This window comes from Bradyrhizobium sp. SRL28, assembly GCF_018596315.1.
Lineage (GTDB): Bacteria > Pseudomonadota > Alphaproteobacteria > Rhizobiales > Xanthobacteraceae > Bradyrhizobium.
In genome coordinates this window covers 99,677-118,417 of sequence record NZ_JAHEAG010000024.1, presented here as the reverse complement: position 1 = coordinate 118,417, position 18,741 = coordinate 99,677, and the positions used below count along the sequence as shown (strand labels likewise).

Below are 18,741 nucleotides of genomic sequence, written 5' to 3'. Positions count from 1 at the left end.
CCGCTTCCACGAGGCGAAGACGTCCGGCGCCAAAGAGGTCGTGGTCTGGGGCACCGGCACGCCGCGGCGCGAATTCCTCTATGTCGACGATCTCGCGGATGCCTGCATCCACTTGATGAAGACCTATTCCGACGATGATCTGGTCAATATCGGCACCGGCGAGGACATCACGATCGCCGAATTCGCCCGCGTGGTCGCGGCGACCGTCGGCTATGCCGGCGAGATCAGTTTTGACACCTCGCGCCCGGACGGCACGCCGCGCAAGCTGCTCGATGTCAGCCGGCTGGCCAAACTCGGCTGGCGCGCCAGCACCTCGCTGGAGGAGGGCATCAGGCTCGCCTATCAGGCGTTCCTCAGCGAGACGAAGTGACGCGGTGAACCTTCCGCCTCGGCCTTAAGAATATCTGTCGGCTTCGCGACGCCGTATGGATAGGATGCACGTAACCAGGCAGCCGCAAGAGCCGCCAGTGTGTCGGAGGAAGCACAATGAAATTTCAGCGTCGTCAGTTTCTGCAACTCGCAGCCGGTGCGGCTGCACTTCCGCTCACATCTGGAAGTGCGAGCGCGCAGGCCTATCCGTCGCGGCCGGTTCGCCTCGTCATCGGCTATACCCCGGGCGGCTCGGCGGACCTCACGGCGCGCCTGATGGGGCAGTGGCTGTCGGAAAAGCTCGGGCAGTCCTTCGTCATCGAAAACCGGCCGGGGGGAGGCACCAATATCGCCACCGAGTCCGTGCTGCGCGCCACGCCTGACGGCTACTCGCTGCTGCTGGTCGCGCCGGCGAATGCCATCAACGCCACGCTTTACGACAAGCTGCCCTTCGATTTCATGAAGGAGATGGAGCCGATCGCCGGCATCATTCGCTTTCCAAACGTCGTGGTGGTGCACCCCTCGCTGCCGATCAAGTCGATTCCCGAACTGATCGCCTACGCCAAGGCCAATCCCGGCAAGCTCAATATGGCCTCATCAGGCAACGGGTCGACGATCCACATGTCGGGCGAACTGTTCAAGATGCTGACCGGGATCAACATGCAGCATGTGCCCTACCGGGGTGGCGCGCCGGCGCTCACCGACATGCTGTCCGGCCAGATGCATGTGATGTTCGACAACCTTCCGACCTGCGCCGAGCACGTCAAATCGGGCAAGCTGCGCGGCCTTGCGGTGACCAGCACCACGCGTTCGGATGTGCTGCCGGACCTGCCGCTGGTCGCCGATTTCCTGCCCGGCTACGAAGCGAGTGCCTGGTACGGCCTTGCCGCGCCGAAGAACACGCCGCCTGAAATCGTCGACAGGCTCAACAAGGCGGTCAATGAAATCCTCGCCGATCCGAAGGCGAAGGCGCGGTTCACCGAGATCGGCGCCATTCTGTTGCCGGGCTCGGCCGCCGACTTCGGCAAGCTGGTGGCTGACGAAACCGACAAATGGGGCAAGGTGGTCAAGTTCGCCGGCGCCAAGGTGGACTAGGATATGAATCCATAAATTCAGCGGTCGGCGGAGGTCTGCTTTGGTGCGCATTCCGGACTAGAGTCGGTTGCGCCACTTCGCATTTGGGACAGGAGCTGACGTTCCTGTCCCGCGTGGGGTGGCGGCGCTGACCGACAATCTCGTTGATCCCACGGCCAGCTCAGGCCTAGACTGGCCACGCTTAGCTATCCATGTCATTCCCGGGAGGATTCCATGAAGGTAGTTTCGCGATTCCTGCTCGCCGTGGTCGTTCTCGCACTCGCAGCCGGCGACGGCTATGCGCAGGACAGCGGCATGAAGAAGTGGACAAAAGGAAAAGGGTGGGGCTGGGTCTGGGGGCCTCAGGATGAGGTCGGAAACCTCAACGAGATGACCGATGCATCACGTTTGGCCGCCTTGAAGCTCGTGACACAGGGTAAGGCCTACGATCTCGGCCTTCCGTACGACCGCTATTCATACAAATGGCCCGGCCACAGCCCGGGAGAAATCATGAGCTTCCGGTCGCCCGCAGGCGTGAGGAGCCAGAAGGATCTGGCGTTCACCACACCGGAGGGCGGCAATACGGGCATCACCGCCTGGCATAGCAACGCGATCTTCATGAACGACAACGTGGCGACCCAGATTGATGGGCTCGGCCACATCACGCATGGGCCGAAGAACGAGTTTTACAACGGTTTCACCTCGGACGAATGGGGCGGCGACTTCGGCATTCGCAAGGCCGACGTGACGACGATCCCGCCGATCGTCGCGCGGGGCGTCCTGGTCGACGTTGCGGGATTCAAGAACGTGGAGGCCCTTCCGTCTTCCTATGAAATCACTGTCGCGGACATCGAGGGCGCGTTGAGGGCGCAGAACGTCGACGTCACCCCGGGCACGGTCGTTCTGCTGCGCACGGGAACCGCGCGCTACTGGGGCGAGAACGGCCGCGACCACGCCAAGATCGGCCAGCACGACTCGGCGGGCATCGGCCTGACAGCCGCGAAGTGGCTCGTCGAGGAGAAGGGCGCGCTTATGCTCGGGTCCGATACGTCCGGGCTCGAATATGTGCCGCCGAAGCCGGCCGACTCTCAGGCCGTTGGCGGCAGCTTCAATCCGGTCCACGTCTATCTGCTCGTCCAGCAGGGCGTCCATATCCTGGAGTTCAATAACCTCGAGCGGCTCGCCGCCGATCGTGTCTACGAATTCGCCTATATCCTGACCACGAACGCCATCCGCGGTACCGTGGCCGGCACGGCGCTACGGCCGCTCGCCCTCCGTTAATCGAACGTGGCGCTGATTGGCGACCGAAAACGGCTACGGTACCCACTCAGCCCGCCGCCGGCCACCGCGAGGTGCCCTAACGCGTTTTCGAGCGAAGCATGCCCTAGGACTTGATCCGGCAGGTGGATAGCGGTTCGTGTGAAGAAAACGCGTCAAAACAAGAATCTAGAGCTTCGGTTTCAATCAGAACCGAAGCTCTAACTCGAAGGCGCGGGCGTTGCGGCTGCGCCATGGCTCGCTCCCTTCGCGGCCTTGACCGTGACCAGCAAGATGACGCCGGCCAGGAGATAAAGCGCCATCACCAGGTACATGCTGTAGGTGTTGTTGCCGGTGTACTGCGTGATAAATCCGTTGATCGACGGAGCAACCGCGGGGCCGAGGTTGCCCAGGCTGCTGATCAGCGCAATGCCGGCGGCGGCGGCCGCGACCGAAAGATATTCGGTGATGAGGGTGAAGAACAGCGGCGTTGCAGCTGCAATTCCGATGACCGCGAATGAAAGCGCAGCTATCGATCCGACCAGATGTCCCTGCAGCAGGGTCGTAATCCACAAGCCGACCGCTGCGACGACCACACACGCAGCGAAATGCCAGCGTCGCTCATGATGCTTGTCGGAACTGCGACCGATCAGGATCATTCCGACGATACCGATCGCGTTCGGGATCGCGGAATAGATGCCGATCAGCAGCAAATCCTTGACGCCCCAGCTCTGGATCAAGGTCGGTAGCCAGAACACCATCGTGTAGGTCGCGCCTAGCAGCAGGAAATAGACCAGGGCGAGCAGATACACTTTGGGATCGCGGATCATCTGGCCGACCGTGCTTTCGGTTTCGCCTTCGATATCTTTTTCGTCGTGTTCCAGATTGTGCCGGAGCAGGTTTCGCTCGGCTGGCGACAACCAGTGTGCATCGACCGGCTTGTCCTGCAGATAGAAATAGATGATGACGCCGAGTATCGCGGCCGGCAGGCCCTGCACCAGGAACAGCCATTGCCACCCGTACCAGCCATTCATTCCGTCGAAATATTTGAGGATGGCGCCGCAGAGCGGTCCGGCGATCACGCTGACGATGGCGGTCGCCGACATAAAGATCGCAATGACTTGCCCGCGGCGGACAGAGGGATACCAGTAAGTGAAATAGAGTATGATGCCGGGAAAGAAACCCGCCTCGAATACGCCGAGCAGGAAGCGTGCAATATAGAATTGCGTCGGCGTCGTCACGAACATCATCGCCGCCGCGGTAAGCCCCCACAACACCATGATACGCAGCAGCGTCTTGCGCGCTCCGATCCTCTCCAGCAACAGGTTGCTCGGAACTTCGAACAGAAAGTATCCCACGAAGAAGATGCCTGCGCCGAGCCCGTAGACGGCATCGCCAAAGGGCAGCGTCTGCTTCATCTGCAGTTGCGCGTAGCCGATGTTGATGCGGTCGAGGTAGGCGATCATGTAGGCGATCAGCAGCAACGGAAGGATCCGCCAATTGACCTTCGAATAGATCGATTCGACGGCCCCAACATTGGGCGGCAGTGGTTGTGATCGTTCGGCGGTTGCTGCGGTCGTGCTCATGAAGCCCCCGTAGTTGGTGTCGCGTATCCTCAAGATGCGGATTCAACGACACCTCTTTGGGTGTCTTTACGTCGAGCAGGCCGGCGACCTCAGCCGCTGGGACAGGAGCCTTGACCTGTTGCTCATCGCGCTCAGCGATCTCCGACAATTGGACCAAGGGTCTCGCGTGTCAACAACTCGTTCTTGCGTTCAGACTCTGTCGGTGTGTGGATGGTGCGGCGATTGCGCGCCGCTCTGGTCAGTTTCCTTCAGCCGCGCGCGGCGGGTTCTTGCCAAGCGCCGCCGCCATCGCCGAGATCAGCGGCCGCATGAAGAACGCGTCTTCAGCCGGATAGATGTCGGTGCGCAGGCCGTGCGATTTGAGTTCGTCCGATACTGCCGGTCCGACGGACGCGATAGGCGTACATTCAAGCCCTTCGCGTAGCCGGTCCTCGCAGCCTCTTGCGCGGGCGACCTCGATCAGGCGGCGGATCTGGCCGAGATTGGTCAGCGCGATCGCATCGATGCGACCTTCCGCCATCTCGTCGATCGCGGTGATGATGTTGGCGTCGGCGGCCTGGGCGTCATAGGCATAGGGCAGCACGGTATCGACCTCGGCGCCTTGCGCCTTGATCGCGCCGATCAGGACGCTGTGATCCTTGTCAGGGTAAAGCTGCAGGCCGAGGCGATGGCCGCCAAGATCGAGGCGCGACAGCATCTCGGCGATGCCTTCGGAGGTTGGCATTTCCGTCGTCATCTGCGGTTCCAGCCCGATTTCGCGCAGCGCCTTGCCTGGTTTGGGCCCGCGCGCGAATTTGCGCGCCTTGCCGAGGGCGGCAATGAACTCCTGTTCGACACCGATGCGGCGGACCACCTTCATCAGCCGGCGCAGGCCTTCGCCCGTCATCAGCACCAAATCATCGAGGGGCTTTTCAATGCACCGCCCGATCCAGGCTTCGACCGGCGCAGGGTCTGGCGCGTCGTGGATGGTGAACATCGGACATTGCAGCACGTCGGCGCCCTGCTCGGTGAGCAGGCGGGAAAACTGCGCTTCCTCGCGCGTTTCCAGGATCAGGATGCGGTAACCGTTCAATCTGTCAGCCATGATCTCGCTCCAACGCTTTTGCTTCGCGCTTTGTTCATCCTTCCTCCGGTTTCGGGATTGGCGCAAGCGCATGCGCGGTGATAGAGCAGGGCGCAAATCCGAGGTTTTCACCCTTCTGCCTGAATTGTAGTCAAGTCCGCGCCATGCCCGATCATCAATTCGTTCTGACCCTGTCCTGCCCGGATCGCCCCGGCATCGTTTCCGCGGTGTCGACCTTTCTCGCCCATAACGGGCAGAACATTCTGGACGCCCAGCAGTTCGACGACATCGAGACCGGGAAATTCTTCATGCGGGTGGTGTTCACCGCCGCCGATCTCGCGGTCGAATTGCAGGCCCTGCAGACCGGCTTTACCGCGATCGCCGATCGCTTTGCCATGGAATGGCAGATGCGCGACCGTGCCAATCGCCGGCGCGTGATGCTGCTGGTTTCCAAATCGGATCATTGCCTGGTCGATATCCTCTATCGCTGGCGCACCGGCGAACTCGAGATGATCCCGACCGCTGTTGTCTCCAACCACCCGCGCGAGACCTACGGCAATCTGGATTTCGGCGAGATCCCGTTCCACTACATGCCGGTGACGAAGGAAACCAAGCGCGAGCAGGAAGATGCGGTCTGGAAGCTCGTCCAGGACACAAAGACCGATCTCGTGGTGCTGGCGCGTTATATGCAGATCCTGTCGGACGAGATGTCGGCAAGACTGTCGGGGCGCTGCATCAACATCCACCACTCGTTCCTGCCGGGCTTCAAGGGCGCGCGGCCCTACCACCAGGCGCATGAGCGCGGCGTCAAGCTGATCGGCGCCACCGCGCATTACGTCACGCGCGACCTCGACGAAGGCCCGATCATCGACCAGGACGTCGCGCGCATCAGCCACCGCGATACGCCGGAAGATCTCTCGCGCAAGGGCCGCGACATCGAACGCCGCGTGCTGGCGCGCGCCATGCGCCATCACCTCGAGGACCGCGTCATCCTCAACGGCCGTAAGGCGGTCGTGTTCATGGACTGACGTAGCGTTTTCGAGCGAAGCATGCCCTCGTACTTGATCCGGGGGTGGGTACCGGTTCGCGTGAAGAAAACGCGTCAAAAAGGGAATCTAGAGCCTGATCATTGATCAGGCTCTAGCGAGCCGCGCCCTGCGTGGCGGGCGCGGGCTTGGCTTCCTCGCCGCGTTCAGAGGCCGGCAGCAGGCGCTTTCGCTCGCGCTCCCGCATGTACTCGTCGTACTTCGCGGTGCCGGGGCGCGGCGGCGCGTCCGCGGGCAGGCCGCCGACCGCCGCCGGAATGGCGTCGCTGACCCCGGCTGCGATTTTCTCGTTGATGGTGCCGCAACCGGCCAGGCCGCAGCCCGCGAGGGCAACGGTGAGGATCGTGACAATACGGCGTGCGCTGGTCGGCATGGCGGAAGGATACACCCAGACCGTTTAAGGATGATGGATTTAGGGCGCTGCCTTTCGGGAACCGGCAAGGCGCTTCTTTGTTGACAGGACCATTTGATTTGTACAATCGTACAAATAGACCGATCACGGGGAGGCGTCGGGCGGCGATATCGGATTATACTATAATACCGTCGCGTATTTCATGACAGTTCCGGCTGGGCCTGGCCGCTTCGCCGCGACAGCCAATGGTCCGATTGACAAAAGGGCGGTCAAGGACGCCATGTTGCCGCGCTACCCGGCCGAAAAATCTGGGTTATGGTGAGATCAAGGGCCGGGGACTCGGTTCGAGGACACAAGGCCGATCAGGGGGAGAGATGTTCATGTCTATTCGCAGTCACATGTTGCTGGCCGCCGGCGCCGTCGCCGGGATGCTGGCGCTCGCGCCGGCTCACGCCCAGGAGACCGTCAAGATCGGTCTGATCCTGCCGATGACCGGCGGCCAGGCATCGACCGGCAAGCAGATCGACAACGCGGTCAAGCTCTACATGCAGCAGAACGGCGACACCGTCGCCGGCAAGAAGATCGAAGTCATCCTGAAGGATGACGGGGCGGTTCCCGACAACACCAAGCGCCTCGCGCAGGAACTGATCGTCAACGACAAGGTCAGTTTCATCGCGGGTTTTGGCGTGACGCCCGCTGCGCTCGCGGCGGCGCCGCTGGCGACGCAGGCCAAGGTTCCGGAAATCGTGATGGCGGCGGGCACCTCGATCATAACCGAGCGTTCGCCCTACATCGTGCGCACTTCTTTCACGCTGGCGCAGTCGTCGACCATCATCGGTGACTGGGCCGCCAAGAACGGCATCAAGAAGGTCGCAACGCTGACCTCCGACTATGCGCCCGGCAACGACGCGCTGAACTTCTTCAAGCAGAACTTTACCGCCGGCGGCGGCGAGATCGTCGAAGAGGTGAAGGTGCCGCTGCAAAACCCTGATTTCGCACCGTTTCTGCAGCGCATGAAGGACTCCAAGCCCGACGCCGTGTTCGTGTTCGTGCCGGCGGGACAGGGCGGCAACTTCATGAAGCAGTATGCCGAACGCGGGCTCGACAAGGCGGGCATCAAGGTGATCGGCCCCGGCGACGTGATGGACGACGATCTGCTCAACGGCATGGGCGATGCAGCGCTCGGCACCGTCACCGCGCATCTCTATTCCGCAGCGCATCCCTCGGCCGCAAACAAGGAATTCGTCGCTGCCTACAAGAAGGCTTTCGGCTCGCGCCCGGGCTTCATGGCGGTCGGCGGCTATGACGGCATCCGCCTGATCTACGAGGCGCTGAAGAAGACCGGCGGCAAGACCGACGGCGATGCGCTGATCGAGGCGATGAAGGGCATGAAGTGGGAAAGCCCGCGCGGCCCGATCTCGATCGATCCGGAAACCCGCGACATCGTGCAGAACATCTACATCCGCAAGGTCGAGAAGGTCGACGGCGAACTCTACAACGTCGAATTCGCGACCTTCGAGGCGGTGAAGGATTCCGGCAAGACGAAGAAGTGACGGCGAAGCCGTCATCTCAGATGTGCAATTGCACATCTGAGGGCGCGCGGAGCGCGAACCCGGGATCTCGAGATTCCGGGTCTGGTCCTTCGGACCATCCCGGAATGACGACGATTTCTGTTTAGAGGCTTGAACCCCGATCGATGACTACGCTGTTCACCATCCTGTTCGACGGTGTCGCCTACGGCATGCTGCTGTTCGTGCTGGCCTGCGGGCTGGCGGTGACGCTGGGACTGATGAATTTCGTCAATCTCGCCCATGGCGCCTTCGCCATGACTGGCGGCTATATCTGCGCCGTGCTGGTGAACAATTCCGGCTGGCCGTTCTTCGCAGCGCTGCCGCTCGCCTTTGTCTCGGCCGCGGCGATAGGGGTGCTGCTGGAACGCACGCTCTACCGCCACCTCTACACCCGCAGCCATCTCGACCAGGTGCTGTTCACAATTGGTCTGACTTTCATGTCGGTGGCGGCGGTGGACTACATCATGGGGTCGTCGCGCATCTTCATCAAGCTGCCGGCGGCGCTCGAGGGCCAGTTCGATTTCTTCGGCGTCGGCATCGGCCGCTACCGGCTGATGATCATCGTGATCTGCGGCCTGCTGACGGTGGCGCTGCAATTGATCCTGGCGAAGACCCGCTTTGGCAGCCGCCTGCGGGCTGCGGTGGACGATCCGCGCGCCGCCAGCGGCCTCGGCATCAACGTGCCGCAGGTTTTTGCGTTCACGTTTGCTTTTGGTTGCGGCCTGGCGGGTCTCGGCGGGGCGCTCAGCGCCGAGATCCTCGGGCTCGATCCGTATTTTCCGCTGAAATTCATGATTTACTTTTTGATCGTGGTCACCGTCGGCGGCTCCTCCAGCATCACCGGGCCGTTCCTCGCTTCGCTGTTGCTCGGCATCGGCGACGTCGCCGGCAAGTATTACGTGCCGAAGATGGGCCCGTTCGTCATCTACACCATCATGATCGTAATCCTGATCTGGCGTCCGAACGGCCTGTTCGGCCGCGCTGCCGCGCGGTGAGCCAGCGATGACCGCAGTCTCCGATGTTTCATCCCATGCCATCGCCCGCGCCCGCTGGCGTCCGGCCGAAATCGTGTTCTGGGTTCTCGCAGCGTCCTGCGCGTTCCTGTTTCCGTCCCGCTACCTGATCATGACCGATATCCTGCGGCTGGCGTTGTTCACGCTGTCGCTCGATCTGATCCTCGGCTATGCCGGCATCGTCTCGTTGGGGCACGCCGCCTTCTTCGGCGTCGGTGCGTACTCGGCAGGGCTGCTGGCGCTGCACGGCATCATCAACGAGCCGGTCATCGCGCTGGTCGTAGCCGGGCTGATCGCCATGGCGCTCGGCTTCCTCACCAGCTTCCTCGTCATCCGAGGCGTCGACCTGACCCGGCTGATGGTGACGCTCGGTATCGCGCTGCTGCTGGAAGCGCTCGCGGAACGTTTCTCCAACATCACCGGCGGCACCGATGGCCTGCAGGGCATCGAAATGCAGCCGATCCTCGGCCTGTTTGCGTTCGACATGTTCGGCAAGACCGGCTTCTTTTACTCGCTGATCGTGCTGTTCCTGCTGTTTCTCCTGGCGCGGCGGATCGTGAATTCGCCGTTCGGCCTGTCGCTGCGCGCGATCAAGAACAATCCGTTGCGGGCGTCCGCGATCGGTGTACCCGTGAACCGCCGCCTGATCGCGATCTATACGGTGGCGGCGTTTTACGCGGGCATTGCCGGGGCGCTGTTCACCCAGACCACGGCGCTGGCCTCCCTCGACGTGTTCGCATTCGAGCGCTCGGCCGATCTGATGCTGGTGCTCGTCATCGGGGGCACCGGCTATCTCTATGGCGGATTGATCGGTGCGGTCGTGTTCAAGATGCTGCAGGAACTGTTTCAGACCATCACGCCGCAATACTGGATGTTCTGGATCGGGCTGGTTCTGGTCGTGATCGTGCTGGTGGGCCGCGAGCGCATCCATCGCTGGGTGCTTTGGGGGCCGAACCTCGTGATCCGTCGGGTCTTTGGACGCAAGGCCGTCGTGGCCGTTCCCGAAAGCGATGCGCCATGACGATCGCGCTGGAAACCAGAGGGTTGGAAAAATCCTTCGGCGGCTTGCGCGTCACGCGCGACCTGTCGCTGAAGGTGGAGCAGGGCGCCCGCCACGCCCTGATCGGGCCAAACGGCGCCGGCAAGACCACCGTCATCAATCTCCTGACCGGCGTGCTCAAGCCGAATGGAGGGCGGATCCTGCTCGAAGGCAACGACATCACTGACCTTGCGGTTCACACGCGGGTGCTGCGCGGGCTCTCGCGCACCTTCCAGATCAACCAGCTCTATGCCGATCTGACCCCGCTCGAAACGATCGGGCTCGCCGTCTCCGAACGGCTCGGCCGCGGCGGCGACTGGTGGCGGCGGATGGGCACGCGCGCCGACGTCAACGAGGAGATTGCCGAGACGCTCGGGCGCTTTCATCTGCTCGACGTGATGAACGAACGCACCGCAACGCTTCCTTACGGCAAGCAGCGCCTGCTCGAGATCGCGGTCGCGATTGCGACCAAGCCCCGCGTGCTGCTGCTTGACGAGCCTGCTGCCGGCGTGCCCGAGAGCGAACGCCACGATATTCTGGCGGCGGTCGCCGCGCTGCCGCGCGACGTTACCGTGCTGCTGATCGAGCACGACATGGATCTGGTGTTCTCATTCGCCGACCGTATTTCCGTCCTCGTCAACGGCGCCATGCTGGTGGAGGGACCGCCCGACGAGGTGGCCAGGGATCCGCAGGTCAAGGCGGTCTATCTCGGTGAGGCGGCCGATGCCTGAGCTTCTTGCCATCGACAGCCTTCGCGCCGGCTACGGCGAAGCCGTGGTGCTGCCCTCGATGTCACTGACCCTGGGCGAGGGCCAGGTGCTGGCGCTGTTGGGGCGCAACGGCACCGGCAAGACCACGCTGATCAATTCGATCGTCGGCATCACCCGCCGCTTTGGCGGCACGCTTGCGCTCGGCGGAGTGGACATCACCACGATGCGGCCGGACCAGCGGGCGCGGGCAGGGATCGGCTGGGTGCCGCAGGAGCGCAATATCTTCCGCTCGCTGACGGTCGAGGAAAACATGACCGCGGTGGCCCAGCCGGGCCTCTGGACCGTGGATAAGGTTTACGAAATGTTTCCGCGGCTGAAGGAACGCCGCAGCAATTTCGGCAACCAGCTTTCCGGCGGCGAGCAGCAGATGCTGGCGATCGGCCGCGCGCTCACCCTCAATCCCAGGGTTTTGCTGCTGGATGAGCCGACCGAGGGGCTGGCCCCGATCATTGTCGAGGAATTGCTGCGGGCGCTCGGCACCATCACCCGCTCCGGTGGCATCTGTTCGATCGTCGTCGAGCAGAATGCGCAAAAGATTCTGGGGCTGGCCGATCGGGTTGTGATATTGGAACGCGGCGCAATCGTGCATGATGCGCCAAGCCACGCGTTGAAGGCCGATCCCGCGGTGCTCGAACGCTATCTCGGCGTCGCCGGCGCTGCGCACTAGATTTGATGGGAGTTGAGACCATGCAGAGAACCAAGGCCCCGTTCCGCGCCGACGAGGTCGGCAGCCTGTTGCGGCCGCAGCGCATCAAGGAAGCGCGCGCGAAGCTTGAGAAGGGCGAGATCACGGCGGAGGACCTGCGCAAGGCCGAGGACCTCGAGATCGAAAAGGTCGTGCACAAGCAGGCTTCCATTGGGCTGAAGCTCGCGACCGACGGCGAATTCCGCCGCTCCTGGTGGCATTTCGATTTTCTCGCCAAGCTCGGCGGCTGCGAGCTGTTTCACCCCGAGACGGGTATTCAGTTCGCGGGTGTCGAGACCCGCCATGACGCCGTCCGCGTGATCGGCAAGCTCGACTTCCCGGACGACCATCCGATGCTGGATCACTTCCGCTTCCTGAAGAAGCAGGCCGACACAGCTCACGTCACGGCGAAGATGACGATCCCGTCGCCCGCGGTGCTGCATTTCCGCGGCGGCCGCAAGTCGATCTCGAAGGAGGTCTATCCCGATCTCGAGGAGTTCTATGCGGATCTCGGCAAGACCTATCGCAAGGCGGTGAAGGCGTTCTACGACGCCGGCTGCCGCTACCTGCAGTTCGACGATACCGTGTGGGCCTATCTGTGCTCGCAGGAGGAGTTGCAGAAGTCGCGCGATCGCGGCGACAACCCCGATGGCCTGCAGGAAATCTACGCGCGCGTCATCAACTACGCGCTGGCCGAGCGTCCGGCCGATATGGTGATCACCACGCATGTTTGCCGCGGCAATTTCCGTTCGACCTGGATCTCGTCCGGCGGCTACGAGCCGGTGGCCGAGACCATGCTGGCCGGCACCAATTACGACGGCTATTTCCTCGAATATGATTCCGATCGCGCCGGCGGCTTTGAGCCGCTGCGCTATCTGCCGAAGGGCAACAAGGTCGTGGTGGTCGGCGTCATCACGTCGAAATTCGGCGAGCTCGAGAAGAAGGACGACATCAAGCGCCGTCTCGAAGAGGCCGCCAAATTTGCCCCGCTCGACCAGCTTGCGGTCTCGCCGCAATGCGGCTTTGCCTCGACCGAGGAAGGCAACATCCTGTCCGAGGAAGAGCAGTGGGCCAAGCTCAGCCTCGCGGTCGAGGTCGCCAACGAGGTGTGGGGGAAGTAAGCGCGTCTCCATCGTAGCACGACGGCGGGAGGGATCTCGTGACGCCCACTCCTGACGCCATCATCGTCGGTGCGGGCCCTGCGGGGCTCGCCTGCGCCGTGACGATGCGGGCGGCGGGGCTTGATGTCATGGTGCTGGAGAAAGCCGGTCAGGTCGGCGCGGTGTGGCGGCGGCATTACGACCGGCTTCATCTGCATACCGACCGCAACCATTCCGGCCTGCCGGGGATGCCGATGCCGCCGGACTATCCGGCCTATCCGTCGCGGGCGCAGGTGGTTTCCTACCTCGAAAGCTACGCGGCCCGCTTTCAGATCAAGCCGGTCTTCAACACCAAGGTCTCGCGCCTCCGGCGCAACGCCACGCGCTGGCTTGCCGATACGTCACTTGATGCGATTTCGGCGCTGGTCGTGGTGGTGGCAACGGGGATTGCGGATGCGCCCTACCGTCCGTCCTGGCCGGGAATGGATATCTATTCGGGCGTGGTCGTTCACAGCAGCAACTATCGAAATCCCGAGGCGTTTTCCGGCAGGCGCGTGCTGGTCATCGGCTTCGGCAATTCTGGCGGCGAGATCGCGCTTGATCTCGCCAATAACGGCGTCGATGTCACCCTGGCCGTTCGCAGTCCCGTCCAGATCATCCCGCGCGATCTGCTCGGCTTTCCGATTCTATCGTGGGCGATCCTGTACCGGCGGTTGCCCGCGCGTTTCGTCGATTTCATCAACGCGCCGGTGCTGCGGCTGGCGGTGGGCGATTTCGAGAAGCTTGGTCTCAAGCGCGCCGCGAAGGGACCGCGCCAGATGGTGGAGGAGGATGGACGCGTGCCGCTGATCGATATCGGCACGCTCGCCAAAATCAGAGACGGCGCGATCAAGGTGCGCGGCGGTGTCGACCGCTTCACGGCTGACGGTGTCGTCTTCAGTGGGACGGGCACCGAAAAATTCGACGCCGTCATTCTCGCAACCGGCTTCCGCCCCGATCTGCGTCGGCTGGTCCCTGATGTCGGGGGCGTGTTCGATGACCACGGCATGCCGCTGGTCACGGGAGCGGCGACCAATGTGCCGGGGCTCTACTTCTGCGGCCAGATCACGGTGCCGACCGGGCAGTTGCGCGAAATCGGCATCGAGGCGCGGCAGATCGCGACGGCCGCGAAGGCTTATGTGGCGCGCGCGGCCTGATTAATTTCTCCGCCAGATAGACTTCACCCAGCAGCGACGAGTTCGACCACGGCACCTGCTTGCCCTTGGTCGCCGCGACGACCTCGGCGCGTACGCGCGTCAGCATCTGCTGCACCTCCAGGCCGGGCGTACCGATATGGCGCGTCAGCGCCGCCGAGAACGGGCTGTTGGCGCCTTCGCCGTCGAGCGCGACCTGTCCGGGCGCGGTTGCAAATGCGATCAGCGTGCCCGCACCCAAGGTCGCGCCGGCGCCGAGCGAGGCAGGCGCGGCCAGTCCCGAGCCGGCTTCCATGCCGCGGGCTGGACCTGCGGAAGCCAGCTTCGGTGCCATCGGGTTGTTGCGGCAGGCATCGAGGATCAGGATATTGGTACGGACCTGGTCGTCGAGACCGGCCATGATCGTATCCATGTCCATCATCGCTTCCGTCATGCCGCTGCCGGCCTGAAACTGGATATCGATCGGCGCCAGGTAATTGCGGCCGTCGATCTGTACGCCGTGGCCGGCGTAGTAAACCACCGCTACCTGCGACCGCGCGGCATCGCGCAGGAAGTTGCGGATCGTCGCCTTCATCGCTCTGCGGTCGAGGTCGCTGCCCTCCGTCACCACGAATCCGATGTCGCGCAGGCTCTTTGCCATCGCGCGCGCATCGTTGGTCGGGTTGGGTAGCGCTCGGACATGCGCATAGGCGCCGTTGCCGATCACAAGCGCGACGCGTCTGCCAGTCTCTCTGTCGGTTTCTGCACGCTTGCGCTGCTCCGCTGCGGGAGGAGGGGACGGGCTTGCTGCGCCCGCCGGCGAAGCTGGCGCCGCTGCGCTGTCTCGCCGCGATGGCGCTGCGGGTGTAGTTCGCGGGGGTGGTGGGACCGTTTCCGACAGCAGCGACAGGCGAACCTTCGCGGTTGCCTGGTTGGCCTTGCTGCCGGCGTCGGAGGCTTGGCCTTCAAGGGCCGCGGCGTAATCCTGCCTGGCGCGGTCGAGATCGCCTTTGGCCTCGTAGGAGAGGGCGCGCTGGCTATAGGCCGAGATCAGCACGCTGCCCGGCGGCGTCATGATGTTGACCGGCGCTTTTGCTTTTGCGAGCCGGATCGCTTCGGTCGTGTCGGCAATGGCGCGATCGAGGTCGCCTTTGGCGCGCCAGATCACCGCGCGGCTGGTCAAAGGTTGCGGTAACGTGGGATCGAGCCGGATCGCTTCATTGATGTCAGCCAGCGCGCCGTCGAGATCGCCGAGTGCTCGTTTCGAAATACCGCGGTTCTGCCAGGAGAACGCCGACGGCGGTCCGAGCTTGATCGATTGATCGTAGTCGGCGATCGCCTTGGCGAATTCGCCCTTGGAGCGCCAGGCGTTGCCGCGGTTGTGAAAGATGATGCCGCTCGGCGGCCCGATCCGGAGCGCGTCGTTGAAATCCGCGATCGCGATGTCGTCCTCGCCCTTGTCGTAATAGGCCGAGCCACGCAGATTGTAGAGGGCGACGCTGGGATGCAGGCGGATTGCCTCGCCGGCATCCGCGATCACCTGCGTGTAATTGCCTTTCTTGTTCCAGCCGACCGCGCGCCAGAAATAGATGGTCGCGAGCTTCTCGCCGGCAAACACTTTCAGCGCGATGATCTTGTTGCAGGCGTCGATCTGCTGATCCGCCGGTGTGGTGTCGGTGGTGCAGAGCGGTCCGAGTTGCGCGCGCGATTGGGCGAGGGAAGGCGCCGACCAAAGCGCGGCGGCGAGCAGGGTAAGTATCTGGATTGCGCGGCGCATCAGGTCCCCGTGAATGGCGGTCGCGAGTGGCGGATACCGCTTTGTTGCCCCCCGCGGAGCGGGGGTTCAAGCAAGGACGCTGATCCATGCCGGACGCAAACGGCGGGGTTTCCTCCGTTGGGCAGATGGTGGTAGGACGGGCGGGTCATCTCGTCCTGCCCACCGGTGCTTCCCAAACCTACTTTATGAAGAACGACCAGATTCTCAGCCAGATAACGGAATTCTGCCGCCAGGCCGACATGGCGGAGACGACGTTCGGCCGCCGGGTGGTCAACGACGGCAAGCTGGTGCACCGGCTGCGCGAGGGCAAACGCATCACCGTCGACACGCTGGACCGCATCCAGGCCTATATCGCAGCGTCCACCGGCGCTCTGCCGCCGCCCCGCGGCCTCGAAGTGCCACCCGAAAAGCGCGATCCGCGGGGCAACTTCCGCTTCTTCGAGAACCGCCAGAAATACCTGCTGTTCGTCCATACCTGCAGCGAGAAGCGGGTGATTGCCGAGCGGGTGGCGCTGGAACTGTCCAGCCTGCACCCGCGTCCGCCGGCGCTTAGGGTGTTCGACGCTGGCGTCGGCGACGGTACGGTGCTGGCGCGGGTGATGCGCTCGATGCACGGCCGATTTCCCCATATGCCGTTCTATATCGCCGGCAAGGAGTTGAGCCTGGAGGACGTCCGGCTGACGCTCGACAAGGTGCCAGACCGGCTGTTCGAGCACCCGGCGACCGTCGTTGTACTGACCAACATGCATTACGCCGAGGCGCCCTGGCTGACGCCGGCCTCGCCGGCGGCCGCCGCGGGCATGATCTGGCATGAGGTCGCCCTGCGGGGGGCCTCCTCGGGCGAATTCGAGGTCCAAATCGCCGAATTGGGACCGTTTCTGGAGCAAAACTGGCGGGCCAACATCAGCCCCAAATCGGGCATGCCGATCTATGAACGCCCGGTGGCGCTGGTGCTGTACCGGGAGGACCACCGGTTCCTGCTTGATTCGATCATCCCCCGGGCCGGCCGAACCGAGGCCAATTTCGACCTTGTGATCGCTTCCCAGCCCTATCGGGCGAAATCCTCTGTGAATTTCCGCGCCAAGCGGATCATTGCGCCGCTGGCCCGTTCCCTGCGGGCAGGGGGCCGTTTGATTGGAATTCACTCCCACGGGCAGGATCCGGGCCTGGAAATCATCCAGTCGGTCTGGCCGGGAGAAAATCCTTTCGCCGTGAGCCGTCATGAGCTATTGCGCGCGGTGAAATACGAGCTGGGATCGGCCGGGCGCGACCTTAACTTTAATGCCTACGCCGATAACCGTTCCATCTTCCGTTATGATATGGAAGCGCTGCCCAACGAGGTCACCGGCCAGATCGGAACCTCGACGGCTTTTGCAGCGTGGAATGCGGCGGTGTATGTCGCCCAGATCGAAGACGACCGGTTGACGGAAATGACTGAAAACAGCCGAACCCTCGATGCCACCAGAGAGGTTCTGCGCAAGCATAATGGGCTTTGGTTTTACGACGAATCCTACGTCATTTCGCGCCGTCGCGACTGACATTCCAGGATAGATCACAGACAGCCGCCGGCAGCCGGCGGGAACAAGGGGTTGTTGATGCGCGCGTCTTATTTGTTCACCAGCGAGTCGGTTTCCGAGGGGCATCCCGACAAGGTCTGCGACCGGATTTCCGACGAAATCGTCGATTTGTTCTACCGGGAGGGGCCGAAGGCGGGCATCGATCCATGGGCGATCCGTGCCGCCTGCGAAACGCTCGCAACCACCAACAAGGTGGTGATCGCCGGCGAAACCCGCGGCCCGGAATCGGTCACCAATGACCAGATCGAGAGCGTTGTTCGCGAGGCCATCAAGGACATCGGCTACGAGCAGGACGGTTTCCACTGGAAGACCGCCGACATCGAAATCCTGCTGCATCCGCAGTCCGCTGACATCGCGCAGGGCGTCGACGCCAAGCAGCCCAGCAACCAGGAAGAGGGCGCGGGCGACCAGGGCATCATGTTCGGCTACGCCACCAACGAAACGCCGGACCTGATGCCGGCGCCGATCTTCTACGCCCACAAGATCCTGCGGCTGATTTCCGAAGCGCGCCACTCCGGCCGCGAAAAGGTGCTGGGTCCGGACTCCAAGAGCCAGGTCACCGTGCAGTACGAGAACGGCAAGCCGGTCGGCGTCCGCGAGATCGTGGTCTCGCACCAGCATCTGGTCGAGGACCTGACTTCCAATCAGGTTCGCGACATTGTCGAGCCCTATGTGCGCGAGGCGCTGCCGAAGGATTGGATCAACGGCAAGACCATCTGGCACATCAATCCGACCGGCAAGTTCTACATCGGCGGCCCCGATGGCGACTCCGGCCTCACCGGCCGCAAGATCATCGTCGACACCTATGGTGGCGCGGCCCCGCACGGCGGCGGCGCCTTCTCCGGCAAGGATCCGACCAAGGTCGACCGCTCGGCAGCCTATGCGGCGCGCTACGTCGCCAAGAACATCGTCGCGGCCGGCCTCGCCGACCGCTGCACGCTGCAGCTTGCTTACGCGATCGGTGTGGCGCGGCCGCTGTCGATCTATATCGATACCCATGGCACCGGAAAGGTGTCGGAGGACCAGCTCGAGAAGGCGGCTGCGCAGGCGATGGATTTGACGCCGCGCGGCATCCGCACCCATCTCGATCTCAACCGGCCGATCTACGCGCGTACCTCGGCCTACGGCCATTTCGGTCGCACGCCCGACAATGAAGGCGGCTTCTCCTGGGAGAAGACCGATCTGGTCGAACCGCTCAAGCGCGCGGTCTGACTTTCTCCGTAACTCTTGTCCGTTTTCGCCTCGCGTGTTCCGGAAAGCTGTAAGCGCTTTTCGGAATACGCTTTTTAA

The 18,741-nt window shown here is 63.1% G+C and carries 17 protein-coding genes; 13 read left to right on the top strand and 4 right to left on the bottom strand.

What is annotated here, in order from left to right; all coding sequences use genetic code 11:
* The 3 genes from KIP88_RS32250 to KIP88_RS32240 form a co-directional block, all read left to right on the top strand.
* A partial coding sequence (locus KIP88_RS32250; RefSeq protein WP_214492187.1) for an NAD-dependent epimerase/dehydratase family protein occupies positions 1-370 on the top strand: 370 nt, incomplete at its 5' end.
* Between the two features lie 116 nt (positions 371-486).
* Positions 487-1,464 (top strand): tripartite tricarboxylate transporter substrate binding protein, encoded by a 978-nt coding sequence (locus tag KIP88_RS32245; RefSeq protein ID WP_214492186.1) that lies wholly within the window; start codon positions 487-489, stop codon positions 1,462-1,464.
* Between the two features lie 213 nt (positions 1,465-1,677).
* A complete protein-coding gene (locus tag KIP88_RS32240; protein WP_214492185.1) occupies positions 1,678-2,724 on the top strand; it encodes a cyclase family protein in 1,047 nt (348 codons plus the stop codon).
* Between the two features lie 197 nt (positions 2,725-2,921).
* On the opposite strand, the gene KIP88_RS32235 is transcribed toward KIP88_RS32240, so the two are convergent.
* Positions 2,922-4,286 carry an MFS transporter gene (locus KIP88_RS32235; RefSeq protein ID WP_214492184.1) on the bottom strand — a complete coding sequence of 455 codons (1,365 nt, stop codon included), beginning with the start codon at positions 4,284-4,286 and terminating at the stop codon, positions 2,922-2,924.
* 238 nt (positions 4,287-4,524) lie between these two features.
* Positions 4,525-5,370 carry a uroporphyrinogen-III synthase gene (locus KIP88_RS32230; protein ID WP_214492183.1) on the bottom strand — a complete coding sequence of 282 codons (846 nt, stop codon included), beginning with the start codon at positions 5,368-5,370 and terminating at the stop codon, positions 4,525-4,527.
* 143 nt (positions 5,371-5,513) lie between these two features.
* On the opposite strand from KIP88_RS32230, the gene purU reads away from it, so the two are divergent.
* Positions 5,514-6,377, top strand: coding sequence for a formyltetrahydrofolate deformylase (purU, locus tag KIP88_RS32225; protein WP_214492182.1), 864 nt, complete (start codon positions 5,514-5,516; stop codon positions 6,375-6,377).
* 112 nt (positions 6,378-6,489) lie between these two features.
* Here the strand turns inward: purU and KIP88_RS32220 are convergent, their stop codons facing one another.
* The gene (locus KIP88_RS32220) at positions 6,490-6,768 is read right to left on the bottom strand and encodes a hypothetical protein (protein ID WP_214492181.1); all 279 of its coding nucleotides are present in this window, start codon (positions 6,766-6,768) and stop codon (positions 6,490-6,492) included.
* Positions 6,769-7,175: 407 nt separating this feature from the next.
* Between KIP88_RS32220 and KIP88_RS32215 the strand changes: the two genes are divergently transcribed.
* The 7 genes from KIP88_RS32215 to KIP88_RS32185 all read left to right on the top strand — a co-directional run bounded on the left by KIP88_RS32215 (position 7,176) and on the right by KIP88_RS32185 (position 14,121).
* The gene (locus KIP88_RS32215) at positions 7,176-8,300 is read left to right on the top strand and encodes an ABC transporter substrate-binding protein (RefSeq protein ID WP_374226535.1); all 1,125 of its coding nucleotides are present in this window, start codon (positions 7,176-7,178) and stop codon (positions 8,298-8,300) included.
* 143 nt (positions 8,301-8,443) lie between these two features.
* Positions 8,444-9,313 carry a branched-chain amino acid ABC transporter permease gene (locus KIP88_RS32210; protein WP_214492179.1) on the top strand — a complete coding sequence of 290 codons (870 nt, stop codon included), beginning with the start codon at positions 8,444-8,446 and terminating at the stop codon, positions 9,311-9,313.
* Positions 9,314-9,320: 7 nt separating this feature from the next.
* Positions 9,321-10,352: a branched-chain amino acid ABC transporter permease gene (locus tag KIP88_RS32205; protein ID WP_214492178.1), complete on the top strand. Its 1,032-nt coding sequence runs from the start codon at positions 9,321-9,323 to the stop codon at positions 10,350-10,352.
* The gene (locus KIP88_RS32200; protein ID WP_214492177.1) at positions 10,349-11,101 is read left to right on the top strand and encodes an ABC transporter ATP-binding protein; all 753 of its coding nucleotides are present in this window, start codon (positions 10,349-10,351) and stop codon (positions 11,099-11,101) included. The genes KIP88_RS32205 and KIP88_RS32200 overlap by 4 nt, the downstream gene beginning before the upstream one ends.
* A complete protein-coding gene (locus KIP88_RS32195; RefSeq protein ID WP_214492176.1) occupies positions 11,094-11,807 on the top strand; it encodes an ABC transporter ATP-binding protein in 714 nt (237 codons plus the stop codon). Before KIP88_RS32200 ends, KIP88_RS32195 begins: the two co-directional genes overlap by 8 nt.
* A gap of 20 nt (positions 11,808-11,827) precedes the next feature.
* Positions 11,828-12,946, top strand: coding sequence for a cobalamin-independent methionine synthase II family protein (locus KIP88_RS32190; RefSeq protein ID WP_214492175.1), 1,119 nt, complete (start codon positions 11,828-11,830; stop codon positions 12,944-12,946).
* Positions 12,947-12,984: 38 nt separating this feature from the next.
* The gene (locus KIP88_RS32185; RefSeq protein WP_214492174.1) at positions 12,985-14,121 is read left to right on the top strand and encodes an NAD(P)/FAD-dependent oxidoreductase; all 1,137 of its coding nucleotides are present in this window, start codon (positions 12,985-12,987) and stop codon (positions 14,119-14,121) included.
* Here the strand turns inward: KIP88_RS32185 and KIP88_RS32180 are convergent.
* Positions 14,030-15,874 carry a caspase family protein gene (locus tag KIP88_RS32180; RefSeq protein ID WP_214492173.1) on the bottom strand — a complete coding sequence of 615 codons (1,845 nt, stop codon included), beginning with the start codon at positions 15,872-15,874 and terminating at the stop codon, positions 14,030-14,032. The genes KIP88_RS32185 and KIP88_RS32180 overlap by 92 nt on opposite strands.
* A 185-nt stretch (positions 15,875-16,059) precedes the next feature.
* Here KIP88_RS32180 and KIP88_RS32175 point away from each other — a divergent pair, with 185 nt between their 5' ends.
* Positions 16,060-17,412, top strand: a complete 1,353-nt coding sequence (locus KIP88_RS32175) for a hypothetical protein (protein ID WP_214492192.1) — start codon at positions 16,060-16,062, stop codon at positions 17,410-17,412.
* A gap of 57 nt (positions 17,413-17,469) precedes the next feature.
* Positions 17,470-18,663, top strand: coding sequence for a methionine adenosyltransferase (metK, locus tag KIP88_RS32170; RefSeq protein WP_214492172.1), 1,194 nt, complete (start codon positions 17,470-17,472; stop codon positions 18,661-18,663).
* Positions 18,664-18,741 lie beyond the last annotated feature (78 nt).